Here is a 17,291-nt window from a genome sequence, read left to right on the forward strand (position 1 = left end):
AAAAAAATGAATGCTGAATCCTTATACAAAAAATTATTAGAAAATTTGCATAGCAAGTTGAAAAGTGGAACTTTTGAGCTGGCTGGCTTGGCTATGGGTGGCGCATGGATTGCGGAGCGTTTAGCCGAAGATTTAAAGCTACCTCACTTTGGTGTGATTAACGTCGCCTTTCATCGGGATGATTACGCAGAAAAAGGAATGACTGCATTGAGAACGGCAAGCACGATGTCCACTCAATTACCTTTTGATGTGAACGGGGCAAACATTATTCTGATTGATGATGTCTTGCTTACAGGTAGAACCGTGAGAGCAGCTCTGAATGAATTATTTGATTTTGGTAGGCCGGCGCAAGTTGAGTTAATGGTCTTGGCCGATCGGGGCAAGCGGGAATTGCCAATCACTGCAAATTTTGTAGGGGAAGTCATCCAAGTTCCAGATCAGCAAATTTTAGTATTAGAAAAAGATGCGACTGGCAAGTTCAGCTTTGTCCTTGAGGAGCGTGAATCATGAATCCCGTAAATCAATTTAATACAGCTGGCGAGTTAACCCATCTTCTGACCCTAGAGGGCCTACCCAAAGAGCAAATTCTGCATATTCTGGATACTGCTAAGCAGTTTGTCAGCGTTACTGATCCTTCTAGAGAAGTTCGCAAAGTGCCTTTACTGCGGGGTAAGAGTGTCTTCAATCTTTTCTTTGAGAACTCTACACGTACAAGAACTACTTTTGAGATTGCGGCAAAACGTTTATCTGCTGATGTCATTAACTTAGATATTTCCACTTCTTCAACCGCTAAAGGCGAAAGTCTGCTCGATACGATTGATAACCTAGTCGCGATGCAAGCAGATATTTTTGTAGTGCGCCATAGCGTCTCTAAAGCGCCAATTGAAATTGCAAATCACGTACCATCTCATGTGCACGTGGTGAACGCGGGAGATGGTAGCAACCAACACCCTACCCAAGGCCTTCTGGATATGTATACGATGCGTCACTTCAAGCAGAATTTCAAAGGCTTAAAGGTTGCGATTGTTGGCGATATTGTTCATAGCCGTGTAGCTAAATCTAATATTCACGCACTGACCACATTGGGCTGCGAGGAGATTCGCGCTATTGGCCCTGAAAGCCTGCTACCAAGCAATCTAGATATGTTGGGTGTCAAGATTTATCACAGCATGGAAGAGGGTCTGAAGGATGTCGATGTGGTGATGACATTACGTATTCAGAAGGAGCGTATGGAAGCTGGGCAAGTACCCGAAGGAGATGCCTTCTTCAAGCAATATGGTTTAACGCCTGCGCGCTTGGCCTTGGCCAAACCAGATGCGATTGTGATGCATCCTGGACCAATGAATCGTGGAGTTGAAATTGATTCAGCCGTAGCTGATGGACTTCAATCTGTTATTTTGAACCAAGTAACCTTTGGTATTGCTGTGCGTATGGCTGTGATGTCAATTGTTGCCGGTAACTAGGGATTTGATAGCCGCTTCAATTTGATTATCAAAGTAAACATGACTATCTAGTATGGCCTCATCTTGAGTCGCAGCACTTGAGTTAGCAAGGTTGTTGCTAATAACTACATTAAATTGACACAGATTACTCAGGCCAAACATCTGTGCCCATGAGTTATTTCTGTAGGGGTTAATTTCTAAAACTCGGACGCTAGAGTCCAAGAACAGCAAGTTGAAAACACCGGCACCGACCATATAGGTAAAAGTTTCTGCTTTGGCCAGGGTGTCTAGATAATCTCTAAAGCTCAATTTCGATAAGAAAACTTGCTCGATATTATTTGCTTGCAAAAATTGCTGATCAATATCGAGGAGATTTTTACGGCTTAACTCATTTCTGCCATAGATTAAATTCTTATTGCGAGCTTCGACAATATGATGTTTTGTAAAGCAGGTATTTTTTATTTCTCGGCAGATATTTAAATACTCAGGATATATTTTTAGATCTCTTCCCTCGGGCGTAATGATGAGATTAGAGAATGAATAGGCGGTGTTGTAGTCTAAAAAGATCAAATCTTGAGGATCAATAACAGACTCAAGAAAATCCCTTTGAAAGTGGTCCCCTTTGATAGAGACACATACACGTTTCTTATTTTTTCTCCACTCTACATAAAAGGGAAAGAAAACATCATGAAAAAAATGGGCGATATTATTGGTATGAATTAGTAGTAAATAAAATTCTTCCCCATGAAGTTCTTGGGTATTTAGCTTAAATGGGAATGTAATCCAGCGCCTAATGAATTGGATTCGGTCATGTTTGACGGTAATAGCGTGCTTGCTGAATAACTGATTCTGATAGAGAAGGTAGCTTTCATTCGCCGATAGACGAAACGACAGCTTTTTAATGAATTCTTGAATTTTATTCATACCTAATCTTTATATAATCTACCTACGCGCGACCACTATAATTTATTAATACCAGTTTAACGATCATTTTAAGTATTCACCATTTCTATAGTATTTAGCTTTATTCCACAGAAGGAAGTTGATTGAAATCCGTGTCGATCCAGAATCAGAAAAATTGGCTTTTGCTATCGCACGCTTTCAATATGGATGGTCGTGCTGCTAGTTTGACGATTACCGATAAAATCCCCTATTTTTTAGAGGCGGGCATCCAGCCTATCGTCTTGAGCGCCATTACCGGCTTGAAGGACCAGCGCTTTCAGCATGAGCAGTTCTTAGCTTGGGGTCCTGCAGCATTCCGTTTTGATTTTCGTCATTGGATTGCAAATAAGTATGGCCGTGGCTTTATTTATAAGTTACTCACGCGCACTGTATCTATTTTGTTAGCACCCTTAATCGCTATTGAAAAACTACTCCTGGGCTACTCGAGTCAATGGTCTTGGGCAATCCCAGCATTTATTCGTGGTTATATTCTGATCCGTCGGGGCAAGGTGGATGTCATCTATTCCATTGGCAGCGCATGGTCGGCGCATTTGGCTGGTGTGTGGTTGAAGAAAGCCACCGGCCTGCCACTGATATCTGAAGTACATGATCCCTTGGTGATTCGCAAAGATCAAAATGATCAAGGTTTTGAGAAGCCAAAAAATCGGGATGCGCGCTTTCGCCACTACTTAGAGGCCCAGCTGTGTAAGTATTCCGATTATGTATGGTGGTTTACTCAGGGCGCTTTGCATTACGCTAAAGTTCGCAATCCTAATTTAAATACTCCCGGTAATGCTCTTGGATTTGTAGTGATACCTGGCGCTAATCCGCCAGGAACAATCGACAAAGCAGATACCCATCAATACAGTGAGCATTTAAACCTTTGCCATTTTGGTTCTTTAGCTAATGACCGCTCACTTTCCATGATTTTGAAGGCGGCACATAGTCTATTTGATAAATATCCAGAGGCTAGGAAACATCTTCGTGTTCATGCCTATGGTGCGCCCTTAGACTCTTTATCTCATGATGCGATCAAGCAGTATGGCTACTCAGATATTTTATTGGCTCATGGAAGGTTAGAGCGCGATCCCGTATCCAGAATGTCTGGTCGTGAACAGGTTGCGCAAAAGATGCAGGAGGCGGATGTATTGATTCTCTTGCATGGTAATGATGAGTGGTGTGCCGAGTACATCCCATCAAAATTCTATGACTACTTATGGTCTGGTCGTCCAATCTGGGGTATCACCCACCGCAATCCACAGCTAGATCAAATGCTGTTAGATCGCAAGTCTTATTTGAGTGCTGATGGCGATGAGCCTGGCATTGCGATGGCGCTTGAGCGGATCTGGTTGGATTGGCAGCAAAAGCAATTAATTAAGCCGGTCTGGGAGCCGATTGGTGTAGATCAAGCGGTTAGCAGTATCCTGTCACATATTGCTTCATAGAAGGCCGCATCTTGAAAGATCTCGTTCTTTACTGCAAATCTTATCGTAAAGATTTCTTGCGCTTAAAGCGCTTGCTCAAATCTATCTCGCAGCACAATATCGATCAAATTCCTTTTTATATTTCAACTCCGACTGCAGATCGAGAATTGCTCATTGAGCTCGTTGGCTCTCAGGGTTATGAATGGGTTTCTGATGAGTCGATTATTGATGCCAACCCGCTGGTACCTAGCGGTATTGCAAATACAAAATCTGGCGGACTAGCCCAGCAAGTTGTTAAGTCTGAATTTTGGCGTTTGGGTTTGTGTGCTAACTATGTTTGTCTTGATTCGGACTGTATTTTTATCAAAGACTTTCATGGCGCAGATTTCTTGGCGGATGATGGAAATCCTTATACGGTGATTTATCAGAATAAGGAATATTTTCAGCTAGCAATTGATCGCGGCTATAGCAAGGCACCCGCACACCTCAAAGCAGAAGGTGATCGCGTAAAGGCTTTGTTTGGGCGCCAAGGGCCGAACTACTATTGCCCTTGCCCACCATTTATATGGTCTGCTGCGGTATGGAAATCATTGGATGAGCAATACCTTAAACCAAGAGGGCAGACTTTCTGGGATCTATGTACTCCAGAGCATCCAGAAACCTTACTGTATTTAGAGGCCTTATTAAACTTTAAGGCCATCCCTCTGTACCCGATTGAGCAGCTCTTCCGAATTTACTACTACGACTGGCACTACTATCTCTTGCGAAGACTGGGTGAAGCTCCTGACAAGTTGAAAGATAACTATTTAGGTTTGATTTATCAATCTAGCTGGGACTTAGGCTTGGACTATGGGGGAAGCCAGAAGTCGATCTTTTCAAGAGCCTTGAAAAAACTCAAACGATTTGCTCGTTACCTGCAAAGCTTTATCTAATGAAAAATACACCGTTAGTTAGCGTGCTCATGCCCGCCTATAACTCGGAGCTATATATTGCGGAGGCTATTCAGAGCATTCTGAATCAGACATATCAGAATATTGAACTGATCATTTTTGATGATGGTTCTTCTGACAAAACAAGACAGGTAATTGAAGGTTTTACAGATTCACGCATTATTAAAATACTCTCCGATCAGAATTACGGCGTAGTACGAGCTCGCAATGAGATGATTGATAGGGCTAGTGGTCAGTACATTGCCTTAATGGATGCAGATGACATTGCAGATCCATCGCGCCTTGAGAAGCAGATCAGTATTCTTGAGAGCGAGCAGTATGATCTTTGCGGTAGCGCCCAGTGGGTATTAGATGAGGGTACTGGCCAGATCAAAAAATCAAAAGATAAGTTTTCAGATGCAGATCTTCGGGCGCTTTTATCTGTTTATTGCGGTTTATGTAACTCCGCTATGACAGGTAAGGCAGAAATCTTTAAACGTTTTAAATATGACACTTCAATTTTGACTTCTGAGGACTATTATCTTTGGGTGCAAATGGCTGCAGCCGGATCTCGCTTCTTAAATCTTCCCGAGCGTTTAATTACTTATCGTCGTTATCCTGCCCAGACTAGCTCTGTCCATTTGGAAAAATTCAAGCTAACCACGATTGAAGTACAAAAAAAGTATCTCGAGCTATTAGGAATCAATCCTGATTTCTATCCACGCCATCTTCCCTTTAAGCAAAGGTTGGTTAACGGTATTGGACTCTTGCGAGAACTCAATCGAAGATTTCCTAGAGTATCACTGAAGGCGAATACTGAGATCTATGCAAGATTTCAGTATCGAAGAAATGGTATCTACACGCCATTTACTCGTCTCGAGCGCCTTTTGGTTGCCCTGTGGGCAAGCTTGCTAGTTTCTTAACGCAGGTTTAGCTTGATGTGGCTGGCAATAGTTTGTTGATCGATATCGCCTATAGAGCTGGGCAATTCAAGTAATTTATTGGTGCCCCTATAGGAGTGCCACATCTGTGGCATGAGTTTTACCTGATCGCCCAACATCCCTGCAAGATGACTCATGCCACTTTTAGATCCTATTAAGACATCTGCATGAAGTAGGTGATGAAAGGTGCCCATGAAATCGCTATCAATATGCTCATGGACTTCATACCCCGTGTTCTGAAAGCGCTCTTTCCAGGAGAATGGCGCCCCAGTTTCAGAATGGTACCGGCCATCTTTACCTTCGCTATAAATATGAATCGCTACTGAACGTGGCGAATGACTCAAAATCGTATTGAGTATTTCTAGGTACCAAGCGTCGGGTAGCATTCTGGAAGAGAGGTCTGAGAATTGTCTGCCCGGAAGAAGATCGCCCCTTCTAATATGAACCGCAATGTTGATCTTCTTTGGATCAAATATCAAGGGAATTGGAAGATGTTCGCGGGCTTGTGTGTAGGCCTTGATAAACCAGTCACGGCTTGGGCCATATTCGTAATCACCAAATCGATTATTGCTAATCTTAAAGGCAATATCTGGGCCTGGATGCTGCTGAATAAATGCATCCACTGCCTTATAGATTTCATCATCGACTTGATCATTCGTCGGAATGTGAATTTCAAATTCGGGCAGCTCAATGACTTTCACGTCACCCTTTTTAATCTTTTGCTCAAGATCCTCTCGGCTAGTGAGAATCCTTTTGGGATCCAGCATCCGATTTAAGTCATCCCCAATATTATGGGTTTCGTTCGCACATCTACCTCTTAATTTACGTAGGGATTGCTTTAAATTCCATCTAAAGGACTGCTTATGTGATTTTTGAAGTTGCTTTTCTGAATACGCAAATTGCAAATTGTTTCTGGCAGCAATTTTGATGGCACGATTCATGATTCCCATCGAGTGCCCAATCCCCGCATCAGGATTGTCATAGTCAATTAAAAACCGATTATTCATCGTTGCAGATCTTGAAGAACTTTATTGACAATGGTTGATGCATAGCTACTTGTGTCAAATTCAATTGCCTTAGGACTCGCAAGGAATTTCTGTATATTGTCCTGGTATTGCTGGTATTGATCGGCATCGATAGTTAAAAGAAATTGGTGTACTTCGCCCGTACTCTTAAAATTTCGTCTATCGATATAGCATGTGCTGGGAATATGTTCTTCAATAGTATGGGATCCCCAGTAGACAGGAACACAGCCATTCAGTAGGCAATCAAATATTTTTTCGCTAATGTAGTCCGGTAGATTGGCCACGTTCTCATAGCAATAGGCAAACTTTGCTTTTTGATACACGCTCCCTTTATCTTCAATTTCACCAACATAGCTTGGGAAAGGTTTGTATCTAAAAATTTGGGATGCCATACGTTTTAAGCGTCGAGTGATTTTTTCAGTGGAAGTGAAAGCGGGTTCGGGCTTACTCCAGCCCAATCCATACAATGAGAAATACTCAGGAGCATTTCTTTCGTACCAGCGAATGACATTGATGCGCTCTTTATATAAATCATCATCCATGGGCTTAGGAAATGCCTTATTAGCATTAATAAGACATGCAAATATAGGGCGATCTTTGAAGGCCGGCGTCGGCTTTATTTGAATCTGATTTGGGATGAATAAGCCAATAGCATTTGGAAGATGTAGTAAGTCTTTATTCCAGGTAAAGACGCCATCAAAAGTACTTAGATATGCCTCATTCCTATTGAGGGGGCAAATATATGGGTTTTCAGTGGCTATCAGGTATTTTGGACTTGGAATATGGTCTATTGCTTGCCCATCGTGCAAAATACTAAAAGCAATTTCTCGACCTTGGTTGATATCAGGATTATTGAGCTCAATACCGTGTTTTAGAAATTCAGATCTGAGTAATCGGTTGGTAAAAGTTGGGTTGTAGGTATGATGTCTATCAATTTCCTCAAAAGAGGCATTTTTCACTCTATCTTGTTGATAGTAATTAGCAAATAACATTATTTATATGGCTCTATTTAAATCTCAGAAGTTAGCGCGGAAATCGATTGTAGATTCCAAAATACTGCTGGCTGGTCCAGTTAGAAATGTAGCGCACACGATTCAGAATGAGGTTGAAACCCTAGTAGCAAGTCTTGGCAACTTTAAAGAGATTTATTGCTTTGTGGTTGAGAGCGATTCTAGTGATGATACCCTGAAAAAATTAGAAGAACTACAGGGTGTCATTAGAAACTTTTCTTATGTGAGTGCGGGTAATTTGAGTGAAAAGTACCGCCGGCGTACCGATAGAATTGCCCTGTGTAGAAATCTCATTATTGATGAGGTTGCAAAAAATCCGCTTTTTGCAGATATTGACTATATTGCCATGGCTGATTTAGATGGTATGAATGGCTTGGTTACCCCGGCAAAGATTGCACAATGCTGGGAGGTAGATGAGCCCTGGGATGTCATTACCGCTAATCAGCTGGGCGAATATTACGATATCTGGGGATTAAGCCATCCCCATTGGAATCCAATAGATTGTTGGGAGCAAAAGCGCCAACTAGAAAATATTCTCGGTAATGATATGGCTCAAGATATTGCGGTGACCTGTAAGCAATCTCCAATAGATCCACGAGCAGACCTGATAGAAGTAGACTCAGCTTTTGGCGGCCTGGGTATTTATAGGCGCGAGGCTTTTCTGGCAGGTCGATATGCTGGGACAGATGATTTAGCTGGTGGCATTGATGTGGCTGATCACACGCCATATCACAGAGAGTTACGCCAAAAAGGCTTTCGTATTTTTATCAACCCCGCCTTAATTAATTGCGATAAGTCTACGCGCGATATTGCCGAAGGTGCTCCCATACCCAAGGCTAGCGGCGCATTAAAATTAGTAAAGAAACTAGGAATTTTATTATTTGGTAAGAAGCGATTTAATAAGTATCTGCAAATGATGCAGACTCCTTAATCGCATATTTGGTAGATCAACGACATGATATTAGTAACAGGCGGTGCTGGATTTATTGGCGGTAACTTCGTACTAGATTGGTTAGCCGATTCTAGCGAAGGCATTGTTAATTTGGATAAGTTAACGTATGCCGGAAATTTAGCTACCCTGGACTCTTTAAAAAATGATCCGCGTCATATTTTTGTTCATGGCGATATTGGTGATAAAGAGTTAGTTACTAAATTATTAAAAGAGTATCAACCGCGCGCCATCGTCAATTTTGCTGCTGAGAGCCATGTAGATCGCTCGATTCATGGGCCGGCCGAGTTTGTACAAACCAATATTATGGGTACATTTAATTTATTAGAGTGTGCTCGTGAATATTGGAATAGTCTTGAGGATGTTGCTCAAGAAAAATTTCGCTTTCATCATGTTTCAACTGATGAGGTCTATGGTTCTCTATCTGCAAGCGATCCTGCATTTACTGAAACCAACCCTTATGAGCCTAATAGCCCATACTCTGCCTCCAAGGCAGCCTCTGATCACCTAGTTCGCGCCTGGTTTCATACCTACGAGTTTCCAGTAGTCACAACCAATTGCTCTAATAATTACGGCCCTTACCACTTTCCTGAGAAATTAATTCCCTTAGTCATTCTCAATGCTTTAAATGGCAAGCCTTTACCTATCTATGGCGATGGTCAGCAGATTCGCGACTGGCTCTATGTAGGCGATCATTGCTCTGCAATTCGTGAAGTATTGGCCAAGGGAAAATTAGGTGAGACCTATAACATTGGCGGCTGGAATGAAAAAGCCAATATTGATGTTGTGAAAACGATTTGCCGCATTCTCGATGAATTAAAGCCTCGCTCAGATGGAAAGCCCTATGCTGAGCAAATTACTTTTGTAAAAGATCGCCCTGGCCATGATCGTCGTTATGCAATTGATGCGAGTAAAGTAGAGCGCGAACTTGGCTGGCGTCCTGCCGAAACATTTGATACCGGCATTCGTAAAACGGTGCAATGGTATCTAGATAATCCAGTTTGGATCGAGGGTGTAGTCAGCGGCTCTTATCGAGACTGGTTACAAAAGCAGTACAACTAGATTCAATTAAAGAACGAATGAATATCCTTATATTTGGCAAGGATGGTCAACTGGGAAAGGCATTTCAAAACCTTTTTCAGAAAGCGCCGCTAGCCTTCGAGATCAGCATTCAATATATTGGCCGCAATCAATGCGACTTAAGCAATACCGCAGCTCTAAGTGATCTCCTTAATTCGTCTCAGCCAGATCTTATTATTAATGCTGCCGCCTATACAGCTGTGGATAAAGCGGAGACTGAGCAAGACTTGGCATTTGCAATAAATGCTAAAGCGCCTGAGACGATGGCGCAATATGCCACAAAACACGGCAGCACTCTCCTGCATTACTCAACAGACTACGTATTTGATGGCAGCAAAGATAGCCCCTATATTGAGAGCGATCCTCGCAAACCAATCAATATGTATGGCAAGAGTAAGGCTTCAGGTGAAGAAGCTATTGAAAAAGTCTTTGCCAATCGCTCCTCAGGTCAATGCGCTATCTTTCGCACAAGCTGGGTATATGGTGATGGCGCCAACTTTATTCGTACTATTTTGCGTCTAGCCAAAGAGCGTGAGGATCTGAAAGTCATTTCTGACCAGTATGGCGTGCCAACGAATGCCGATTGGTTAGCCCAAGTTAGCTTAGACTTGGTTCTAGATTCACAGTTCAGGCTCAGAAAATTCACCTCGGGTATTTATCATGCGGTTCCCTCTGGGAAAACCAACTGGCATGAGCTGGCGGTATTAGCTGCGCAGGCAGCACTGGATGCCAATATTACTCTGAAGCTAAAACCACATGACATTGTGTCGATCCTAGCTGCGCAATACCCAGTAGCAGCTCCTAGGCCAGCCAATTCATGTCTGGATAACTCCAAATTGCGCCTAGCTTTAGAAGAGGGTGGCGATATGTCAAAATTACAGCATTGGAACAAGGATTGGACAACAGAAGTTCAGTCTTATGTTGCTGGTCTTGCAAGAGACGGACTTATTTAAGGGTTAAATGTATGGCGGTAAATCGTAAAGGCATTATTTTGGCCGGTGGATCGGGCACACGTTTATATCCGGTTACCCAAGCGGTTTCAAAGCAACTCATGCCTGTCTACGACAAGCCTATGGTCTACTATCCTTTAAGTACTTTGATGCTCGCTGGCATTCGCGACATTTTGTTGATTTCTACGCCACATGACACCCCTCGATTCTCCGAGTTGCTTGGTGATGGCTCGCAGTGGGGTCTTAATATTGAATACTGTGTACAGCCCTCTCCAGATGGTTTGGCACAAGCATTTACCTTAGGCAAAAACTTTGTTGGCAATGGACCAAGCGCTTTAGTACTCGGCGACAATATTTTTTATGGACATGAGCTAGTAGATCAGCTCTATAGTGCAAATGATAGAAGCACTGGCGCCACCGTATTTGCCTATCACGTGAATGATCCAGAGCGCTATGGTGTTGTAGAGTTTGATAAAGCTTACAAAGCACTTTCGATTGAAGAAAAGCCTAAGCAGCCTAGAAGCAATTACGCAGTGACTGGCTTATATTTTTATGACAATCAAGTATGTGATATCGCAGCCTCGATTAAGCCGAGTGCTCGTGGCGAGCTTGAAATCACCGATATCAATCGGGCTTACTTGGCAAAAAATGAACTCAGTGTAGAAATTATGGGTCGCGGTTTTGCCTGGCTCGATACCGGCACGCATGATTCATTATTAGATGCAGCTGGATTTATTGCCACCTTGCAAAAGCGCCAAGGTTTGATGGTGGCTTGTCCTGAAGAAATTGCCTATCGTCAGGGCTGGATTAGTGCCGAAGTAGTACAAAAAGTTGCCGCTCAATTAAGTAAGAATAGCTACGGTCAGTACTTGAATAAAATTTTGAATGAGCTTAATAGTTCTGCCCAACCCATTTCCTTATCTGCAAAGAAGGCGAGTCAATGACTGTAAACGCTAAGCTGCAGGTAACACCTACGGCGATTCATGATGTATTAGTCATTGAGCCAAAAGTATTTGGTGATGAACGTGGCTGGTTTACAGAATCTTTTAATGCGGGGGATTTTTCAGCTGCCACAGGCTTAGATGTGGAGTTTGTGCAAGACAATCACTCATTCTCCCGCCAATGGACTTTGCGTGGCCTGCATTATCAGTTAGAAAACATTCAAGGCAAGTTAGTGAGAGTGGTAGCAGGAAGTGTTTTTGATGTGGTGGTCGATATTCGTCAAGATTCGCCAACGTATGGCAAGTGGGTAGGTATTGAGCTAAGCGCTGAAAATCATCAGCAATTGTGGATTCCACCAAAGCTGGCTCACGGCTTTTTAGTGCTTTCAGAAACTGCTGAGTTTTTATACAAAACAACGAATTACTATCATCCGCAAAGTGAAGCCTGTCTTGCTTGGAATGATTCAACTGTAGGGGTGAAGTGGCCTTTACCAGCAGGTATTGCGCCTAATATGAATGCCAAAGATTTGGCTGGCCTCTCTTGGGAAAAAACGCCAAAGTTTTAATGGCTATTCAGAGCTCATCTCCCAAAATATTGTTGGTAAAGCTATCCTCGCTCGGGGATATTCTGCACAATTTGCCGCTGGTTTGGGATTTACGTGCTCGTTTACCGAATGCCCAAATTGATTGGGTTGTAGAGGAGGGCTATGTACATCTTCTGGAGCCTCTATTAAGTAGAGAGGGTTTTAAAGGTATTGATCACATCATTCCTTTTGGCTTACGTCGTTGGAAAAAAAAGATTTTTAGCCGCAACTCTTGGAAAGAGCTCTTTGCTTTTAAAAAGCGCCTTCAAGATTCTTCATACGACATCGTGATTGAAACTCAAGGCTTGCTGAAATCTGCCTTAGTTTGTTTTCTGGCAAGGAAAAATCCTGACGCCGTTATTGCGGGCTTAGCAAATGCAACCCAGTACTCTGGCTATGAGCCACTCGCTAGATTATTTTATAAGCATTGTGTTCAGGTTCCCATTGATTGCCACGCGGTTGATCGTTCCCGCTGGGTGATGTGCTCCGCATTGAATTGGCCGCTAGTGGGACGATCCACAACCCCCCAGTTTTATCCGCAAAAATTTCTGGATAGCTTGCCTGAAAAGATTCTGCCGGGATTACAAAAGCCCTATGTACTGTGTTTTCATTCCACTGCTAGAGAAGCAAAGCGCTGGGCTAATGAGAACTGGGTTACTTTAGGAAAAGAGCTATCTCAGCGTGGATATCATCCAGTTTTTCCTTGGGGTAGCCCGTCTGAAAAATTAATTAGTACTCAGTTGGCTAGTCAAATTCCTGGCGCAATAGTTCCCCCTGCATTTTCAATTGAAGAGGCATTTTCAGTGATTGCGGGTGCTGCACTGACGGTGGGTGTCGATACTGGCCTAACTCATCTAGCTGCAGTTTTAGGTAAGCCTACGGTAGAAATTTATTGCGATTCACCTCGATGGAAAACCGAGGGCTATTGGTCAGAATCTATTCGCAATGTGGGGGATATTCAAGCGTCACCCAATGTAGCAGAGGCTATTAAGGCTTCTTTCGAGCTGTTAGCGTAGCAGGCTATTAATCGAAATCAGATCTTCGTCAGTTAATGCTGCTGCATGTGCTTTGAGCTTAACCGCATTCAGGATGGTGTTGTAACGGGCTTGCTGAAGCTGTGATCTAGTGGTGATGAGGGTATCTAAAGCAATCAAAACATCAATATTGATTAAGGTACCCACCTGAAATCCAAGCTTGCTAGATTCTAGGGCAGAGCTAGATGAGCGCTCCGCTGCCTCGAATGCTTTGACGCTCGCTAAGCCACCATAAAAGCCTGTAAATGCCGTGCGCGTGCTTTGAGCAGCTGTACGCCGTGCATTGTCATAGTTCGCCTTTGCTTGATCCACCAGCGCAGCATTTTGACGAATCACTGAGCTACTAAATCCGCCAGATACCAGTGGAATAGTCATTTGTAAGGCAACAGTATTGTTGTAGATATTCGTGTTTGCTGGGGAGTAGCTATTCGGCGTTCCATTTGAAGTGTTATAGCCACTTGTGCCCACAAAGTTTACCGAAGGATAATTGAGCGCCTGCGCTGCTCTGAAAGTGCTCTCAGCTAAATTGACAGTGAGCTGTCCAGCTATGACGTTAAAGTTTGCAGCTTCAGCTTGATTAATCCAATCATCTAAAGTTTGCCCTGGAGGTAGTTGTGGATTAACGGACTCAGCAATCAGAATACCCTTGGCATCTTTATTTTTAGAGCGAGGATCCTTTAGAACGCCATCAATTTTTGCTTCCTTCAACAGAGGCTTCAGAGGGCCCACTGGACGCCCCGTTAATTGCTCTAAGACTCCACGCTTCACGATCAGATCTGCTTGTGCAGCAATTTCTTGCGAGTTAGCCAGATCCAAGGCGGCCTGCGCTGTATTGACATCAACAATAGTAGCAAGTCCAGCATCAAACTTTGCTTGGGCAATATCGAGTTGCTGCTTGATCAAACCTTTTTTATTGCGATATAGCTCAACATTGTCTTGGCTAGTGAGTGCATCAAAGTAAGCTTGCGAAACCCGAATGATTAAATCTTGCTGCGCTAAATAAAAGCGCATGTCTGCAATTTTGGTATTGAGGTCGCCTTGCTTGAAGGCTTCAAGGGCGCTAACGTTAAATACGGGTTGCGTTAAGGTGACGGTATAACTCTTTTGATCAAATACGCGTGAGTTACCCGGCGAGTTAGATACCGTCGTGGGACCAGCCCCATGTTGGTAATAACGAGTGCCGGTAGGAGTTGCATTAGCCTGAGGCAGCAACAGCGAAAGACCTTGCCAATAAAGCTCTTTGCTAGCTTGATAGTTAAAGCGAGCTGCATTTAACAATGGATCACTGAAAGCGGCCTCTTGGTAAAGCTGAATTAAATCGACCAACTGTCCTTTGACATCACTAGCTTTATTACCTGTCACATTTGAGGGTGCCGACGCGCTTGGTAGCGCTGCCTTTGTTGGAGGCATCACAAACTGTGGCGGTTGCTCTAGGCCAATGAGGGTAGAAGTGCTTATTGGAGTTGGTAATGCAGGTCTTGTGGCTTCTTTTGGGCTTTGGGCAGAAACGCTGGTGGACCAAGAAATGAAGCCGAGCGTCTGGCTCAGGATTAAACCAATTGTGGTTATCTGAAAGCGTTTAAAGCGGGCTTTTGTCATCTAATTCGGATACTGTTCAATATGCCATGCAGTTTAAGGCTAATTTATCAAGAATGCCTGTTTAGGAGGCTATTTTGCCAAATACTCAGAGATTTGTAGGGATGCCTATAAAATTTGCCTATGGATCTATTTTTGTTACTTAAAGCAGTCATTCTGGGAGTGGTAGAGGGCGTAACTGAATTTTTGCCGATCTCCAGTACTGGCCACCTCATTTTGGTCGGCGACTTATTAAATTTTAATGATGAACGGGGCAAAGCCTTTGAAGTCATTATTCAGTTTGGAGCAATTTTGGCTGTCTGTTGGGAGTTTCGGGAAAAGCTTCTCAAGGTAGCCCTATCCCTTACCAGCAGCCCAAATTCTCGTCGTTTTGTCTTGAATCTTCTGATTGCCTCAATCCCCGCAATGGGCTTGGCATTCTTATTTGGTAAATATATTAAAGCGGTTCTTTTTGCACCTATTCCGGTTGCCAGTGCCTTCATTGTTGGTGGCCTCATTATTTTTTGGGCAGAGCGTCGTCAAGAAAGAGCGAACTTGGCAAAGAGCCATATTCATTCGGTAGATGATCTTTCGCCACTAGATGCATTCAAGGTAGGATTGGCGCAGTGTGCTGCTTTAATCCCTGGCACTTCGCGATCAGGCGCCACTATTATCGGCGGGATGTTATTTGGTTTGCCACGTACGGTAGCAACTGAATTCTCTTTCTTCTTGGCCATCCCTGTGATTGGTGGTGCAACGGCTTATGAGTTATTAAAACTTTGGAAAAATCCCGTAGCGATCTCCGGTGAATTTAGTCTTGCCATTGCCGTTGGTTTTATATCAGCCTTCATTTCTGCATTTATATGCGTGCGCTGGTTAATTCATTATGTTGCTCACCATAATTTCGTTCCATTTGCGTGGTATCGAATTGCCTTTGGACTTTTAGTATTAATTACCGCCTATAGTGGTTTGATCGCTTGGTCGCACTAATGAGCAGATTTAAGAAAATAATAAAAGAAAGCTAGTCACCTATATGGATGTATCAATTGATGCGATTACTAATAATATTCAGCTGGCATTGGCACCTGTTTTTTTATTAACTGCAGTAGCTACTCTGATTAATGCGATCTCAACTCGCCTTGCTCGATCTGTTGATCGCATGCGCGCTATTCATGATGTAATTCAACGAGGCGATGTCAAGGATGAAGAAGCTATCCGGTACATGCACAAAGAAGCCAACGAAGCTAAGACGCGTGGTCGTTTATGTACAGCAGCTATTTTCTTTAACGTGCTCAGTGGGATTTTCATCTCCCTAACTGTATTGGAGCTTTTTTTCTTTCAGGCTGGTGCAGTCCGCTCTATGCAGGCAACCTATGTCATTTGGACTTTTGTATTGGGTCTGATATCCTTTATGACATCTTTATCGATTGTGCTCGCAGAAGTGGTTTATGCATACCGCTCGGCCGGCTGGAATTCTCCTAAACATTATTAATTTCAATACCAACTCTTCATTTATAAAAAGCTTAACTATGAATAAAATCCTCATCACTGGTGGCGCTGGTTTCTTAGGCTCTCATCTCACTGAGAAGCTTCTCAAAGAAGGTAATGATGTTTTGGTAGTGGATAACTACTTCACTGGCTCTAAGGCTAACTTAGCTCACTTACTGCCTAATCCTCGTTTAGAACTCATGCGCCATGATGTGACTTTCCCGCTTTATGTAGAAACTAATCAGATCTATAACTTGGCTTGCCCAGCCTCCCCGGTGCACTATCAATATGATCCAGTGCAAACTACCAAGACCAGTGTGCATGGCGCCATCAATATGCTCGGCCTTGCTAAAAGAACCCGGGCTCGGATCTTGCAAGCCTCTACGAGCGAAGTGTATGGTGATCCAGAGGTCCATCCTCAGCCAGAGGAGTATTGGGGCAAAGTAAACCCAATTGGTATTCGCTCATGCTATGACGAAGGTAAGCGCTGCGCTGAAACCCTCTTTTTTGATTACAACCGTCAGCACGACTTAGATATCAAAGTTGTGCGTATCTTTAATACCTATGGCCCTCGTATGCACCCCAATGATGGGCGCGTCGTGAGCAACTTCATTGTTCAGGCTTTGCAAGGTAAAGACATCACCATTTATGGCGATGGCCAGCAAACCCGAAGCTTTTGTTATGTTGATGACTTAATTGATGCCATGGTCAGGATGATGAACTCAGAGCAAGGATTTACTGGGCCAGTCAATATTGGCAACCCTGGTGAGTTCACCATGCTCCAATTAGCAGAAACAGTGCTCAAGTTATCAGGAAGTAAATCGAAGATCATTCATCAGCCATTGCCATCAGATGATCCGAAGCAGCGTCAACCCAATATCGAGCTGGCTAAAGCCAAGTTAGGCTGGCAGCCTAAGGTTAATCTAGAGGATGGCCTGAAAGAGACGATTGCTTACTTTAGGAAGGTCGTAGCTTAA

The 17,291-nt window shown here is 43.3% G+C and carries 18 protein-coding genes; 14 read left to right on the plus strand and 4 right to left on the minus strand.

Annotated features, from left to right (window positions below):
* The first annotated feature begins 6 nt into the window (after positions 1 to 6).
* Together pyrR and CBI31_RS07800 are read left to right on the plus strand one after the other, a co-directional pair.
* The gene (gene pyrR, locus CBI31_RS07795; protein WP_088525900.1) at positions 7 to 510 is read left to right on the plus strand and encodes a bifunctional pyr operon transcriptional regulator/uracil phosphoribosyltransferase PyrR; all 504 of its coding nucleotides are present in this window, start codon (positions 7 to 9) and stop codon (positions 508 to 510) included.
* Positions 507 to 1,463 (plus strand): aspartate carbamoyltransferase catalytic subunit, encoded by a 957-nt coding sequence (locus CBI31_RS07800; RefSeq protein ID WP_206075459.1) that lies wholly within the window; start codon positions 507 to 509, stop codon positions 1,461 to 1,463. The genes pyrR and CBI31_RS07800 overlap by 4 nt, the downstream gene beginning before the upstream one ends.
* Here CBI31_RS07800 and CBI31_RS07805 read toward each other — a convergent pair.
* Positions 1,443 to 2,366 carry a glycosyltransferase family 61 protein gene (locus CBI31_RS07805; protein WP_088525792.1) on the minus strand — a complete coding sequence of 308 codons (924 nt, stop codon included), beginning with the start codon at positions 2,364 to 2,366 and terminating at the stop codon, positions 1,443 to 1,445. The genes CBI31_RS07800 and CBI31_RS07805 overlap by 21 nt on opposite strands.
* A 131-nt stretch (positions 2,367 to 2,497) precedes the next feature.
* On the opposite strand from CBI31_RS07805, the gene CBI31_RS07810 reads away from it, so the two are divergent.
* From CBI31_RS07810 to CBI31_RS07820, 3 genes are read left to right on the plus strand one after another with little or no spacing between them, the layout of a single operon-like run.
* The gene (locus tag CBI31_RS07810) at positions 2,498 to 3,829 is read left to right on the plus strand and encodes a glycosyltransferase family protein (RefSeq protein WP_240553806.1); all 1,332 of its coding nucleotides are present in this window, start codon (positions 2,498 to 2,500) and stop codon (positions 3,827 to 3,829) included.
* Between the two features lie 11 nt (positions 3,830 to 3,840).
* Positions 3,841 to 4,740, plus strand: a complete 900-nt coding sequence (locus tag CBI31_RS07815) for a DUF6492 family protein (RefSeq protein WP_088525793.1) — start codon at positions 3,841 to 3,843, stop codon at positions 4,738 to 4,740.
* Positions 4,740 to 5,660, plus strand: a complete 921-nt coding sequence (locus tag CBI31_RS07820) for a glycosyltransferase family 2 protein (protein WP_088525794.1) — start codon at positions 4,740 to 4,742, stop codon at positions 5,658 to 5,660. Before CBI31_RS07815 ends, CBI31_RS07820 begins: the two co-directional genes overlap by 1 nt.
* Here CBI31_RS07820 and CBI31_RS07825 read toward each other — a convergent pair.
* Together CBI31_RS07825 and CBI31_RS07830 are read right to left on the minus strand one after the other, a co-directional pair.
* On the minus strand, positions 5,657 to 6,685 hold the full coding sequence (locus tag CBI31_RS07825) for a hypothetical protein (protein ID WP_088525795.1): 1,029 nt from the start codon (positions 6,683 to 6,685) through the stop codon (positions 5,657 to 5,659). The two genes, CBI31_RS07820 and CBI31_RS07825, sit on opposite strands and share 4 nt — an antisense overlap.
* Positions 6,682 to 7,695: a glycosyltransferase family 10 domain-containing protein gene (locus CBI31_RS07830; RefSeq protein ID WP_088525796.1), complete on the minus strand. Its 1,014-nt coding sequence runs from the start codon at positions 7,693 to 7,695 to the stop codon at positions 6,682 to 6,684. Before CBI31_RS07830 ends, CBI31_RS07825 begins: the two co-directional genes overlap by 4 nt.
* A gap of 7 nt (positions 7,696 to 7,702) precedes the next feature.
* Here CBI31_RS07830 and CBI31_RS07835 point away from each other — a divergent pair, with 7 nt between their 5' ends.
* The 6 genes from CBI31_RS07835 to waaC are packed head-to-tail and all read left to right on the plus strand — an operon-like array spanning position 7,703 to position 13,233.
* Entirely contained in the window at positions 7,703 to 8,644 is a 942-nt protein-coding gene (locus CBI31_RS07835) for a hypothetical protein (RefSeq protein ID WP_088525797.1), read from the plus strand.
* 24 nt (positions 8,645 to 8,668) lie between these two features.
* Positions 8,669 to 9,724 carry a dTDP-glucose 4,6-dehydratase gene (gene rfbB / locus CBI31_RS07840; RefSeq protein ID WP_088525798.1) on the plus strand — a complete coding sequence of 352 codons (1,056 nt, stop codon included), beginning with the start codon at positions 8,669 to 8,671 and terminating at the stop codon, positions 9,722 to 9,724.
* Positions 9,725 to 9,741: 17 nt separating this feature from the next.
* The gene (rfbD, locus tag CBI31_RS07845) at positions 9,742 to 10,695 is read left to right on the plus strand and encodes a dTDP-4-dehydrorhamnose reductase (protein WP_088525799.1); all 954 of its coding nucleotides are present in this window, start codon (positions 9,742 to 9,744) and stop codon (positions 10,693 to 10,695) included.
* Between the two features lie 11 nt (positions 10,696 to 10,706).
* Positions 10,707 to 11,636 (plus strand): glucose-1-phosphate thymidylyltransferase RfbA, encoded by a 930-nt coding sequence (gene rfbA / locus CBI31_RS07850; protein ID WP_088525800.1) that lies wholly within the window; start codon positions 10,707 to 10,709, stop codon positions 11,634 to 11,636.
* On the plus strand, positions 11,633 to 12,199 hold the full coding sequence (gene rfbC / locus CBI31_RS07855) for a dTDP-4-dehydrorhamnose 3,5-epimerase (RefSeq protein WP_206075460.1): 567 nt from the start codon (positions 11,633 to 11,635) through the stop codon (positions 12,197 to 12,199). The genes rfbA and rfbC overlap by 4 nt, the downstream gene beginning before the upstream one ends.
* Positions 12,199 to 13,233, plus strand: a complete 1,035-nt coding sequence (gene waaC / locus CBI31_RS07860; protein WP_088525801.1) for a lipopolysaccharide heptosyltransferase I — start codon at positions 12,199 to 12,201, stop codon at positions 13,231 to 13,233. The genes rfbC and waaC overlap by 1 nt, the downstream gene beginning before the upstream one ends.
* Here the strand turns inward: waaC and CBI31_RS07865 are convergent.
* Positions 13,225 to 14,850, minus strand: a complete 1,626-nt coding sequence (locus CBI31_RS07865; protein WP_088525802.1) for a TolC family protein — start codon at positions 14,848 to 14,850, stop codon at positions 13,225 to 13,227. The genes waaC and CBI31_RS07865 overlap by 9 nt on opposite strands.
* Before the next feature lie 120 nt (positions 14,851 to 14,970).
* On the opposite strand from CBI31_RS07865, the gene CBI31_RS07870 reads away from it, so the two are divergent.
* Genes CBI31_RS07870 through CBI31_RS07880 form a run of 3 tightly spaced genes read left to right on the plus strand, consistent with a single transcriptional unit; the run spans position 14,971 to position 17,291 of the window.
* A complete protein-coding gene (locus CBI31_RS07870) occupies positions 14,971 to 15,816 on the plus strand; it encodes an undecaprenyl-diphosphate phosphatase (protein WP_088525803.1) in 846 nt (281 codons plus the stop codon).
* A 43-nt stretch (positions 15,817 to 15,859) separates the two neighbouring features.
* Positions 15,860 to 16,318 (plus strand): DUF2721 domain-containing protein, encoded by a 459-nt coding sequence (locus tag CBI31_RS07875; RefSeq protein ID WP_088525804.1) that lies wholly within the window; start codon positions 15,860 to 15,862, stop codon positions 16,316 to 16,318.
* A gap of 37 nt (positions 16,319 to 16,355) precedes the next feature.
* Positions 16,356 to 17,291 carry a UDP-glucuronic acid decarboxylase family protein gene (locus tag CBI31_RS07880; RefSeq protein ID WP_088525805.1) on the plus strand — a complete coding sequence of 312 codons (936 nt, stop codon included), beginning with the start codon at positions 16,356 to 16,358 and terminating at the stop codon, positions 17,289 to 17,291.

Source organism: Polynucleobacter campilacus, assembly GCF_002206625.1.
In the GTDB taxonomy this organism is placed as follows: Bacteria; Pseudomonadota; Gammaproteobacteria; order Burkholderiales; family Burkholderiaceae; genus Polynucleobacter; species Polynucleobacter campilacus.

Excerpts from the sequence above, each read along its gene's own strand:
- pyrR (WP_088525900.1), top strand. The coding sequence starts at position 7 with ATGAATGCTGAATCCTTATACAAAAAATTATTAGAAAATTTGCATAGC.
- CBI31_RS07800 (WP_206075459.1), top strand. The coding sequence starts at position 507 with ATGAATCCCGTAAATCAATTTAATACAGCTGGCGAGTTAACCCATCTT.
- CBI31_RS07805 (WP_088525792.1), bottom strand. The coding sequence starts at position 2,366 with ATGAATAAAATTCAAGAATTCATTAAAAAGCTGTCGTTTCGTCTATCG.
- CBI31_RS07820 (WP_088525794.1), top strand. The coding sequence starts at position 4,740 with ATGAAAAATACACCGTTAGTTAGCGTGCTCATGCCCGCCTATAACTCG.
- CBI31_RS07825 (WP_088525795.1), bottom strand. The coding sequence starts at position 6,685 with ATGAATAATCGGTTTTTAATTGACTATGACAATCCTGATGCGGGGATT.
- CBI31_RS07830 (WP_088525796.1), bottom strand. The coding sequence starts at position 7,695 with ATGTTATTTGCTAATTACTATCAACAAGATAGAGTGAAAAATGCCTCT.
- CBI31_RS07835 (WP_088525797.1), top strand. The coding sequence starts at position 7,703 with ATGGCTCTATTTAAATCTCAGAAGTTAGCGCGGAAATCGATTGTAGAT.
- rfbB (WP_088525798.1), top strand. The coding sequence starts at position 8,669 with ATGATATTAGTAACAGGCGGTGCTGGATTTATTGGCGGTAACTTCGTA.
- rfbD (WP_088525799.1), top strand. The coding sequence starts at position 9,742 with ATGAATATCCTTATATTTGGCAAGGATGGTCAACTGGGAAAGGCATTT.
- rfbA (WP_088525800.1), top strand. The coding sequence starts at position 10,707 with ATGGCGGTAAATCGTAAAGGCATTATTTTGGCCGGTGGATCGGGCACA.
- rfbC (WP_206075460.1), top strand. The coding sequence starts at position 11,633 with ATGACTGTAAACGCTAAGCTGCAGGTAACACCTACGGCGATTCATGAT.
- waaC (WP_088525801.1), top strand. The coding sequence starts at position 12,199 with ATGGCTATTCAGAGCTCATCTCCCAAAATATTGTTGGTAAAGCTATCC.
- CBI31_RS07865 (WP_088525802.1), bottom strand. The coding sequence starts at position 14,850 with ATGACAAAAGCCCGCTTTAAACGCTTTCAGATAACCACAATTGGTTTA.
- CBI31_RS07870 (WP_088525803.1), top strand. The coding sequence starts at position 14,971 with ATGGATCTATTTTTGTTACTTAAAGCAGTCATTCTGGGAGTGGTAGAG.
- CBI31_RS07875 (WP_088525804.1), top strand. The coding sequence starts at position 15,860 with ATGGATGTATCAATTGATGCGATTACTAATAATATTCAGCTGGCATTG.
- CBI31_RS07880 (WP_088525805.1), top strand. The coding sequence starts at position 16,356 with ATGAATAAAATCCTCATCACTGGTGGCGCTGGTTTCTTAGGCTCTCAT.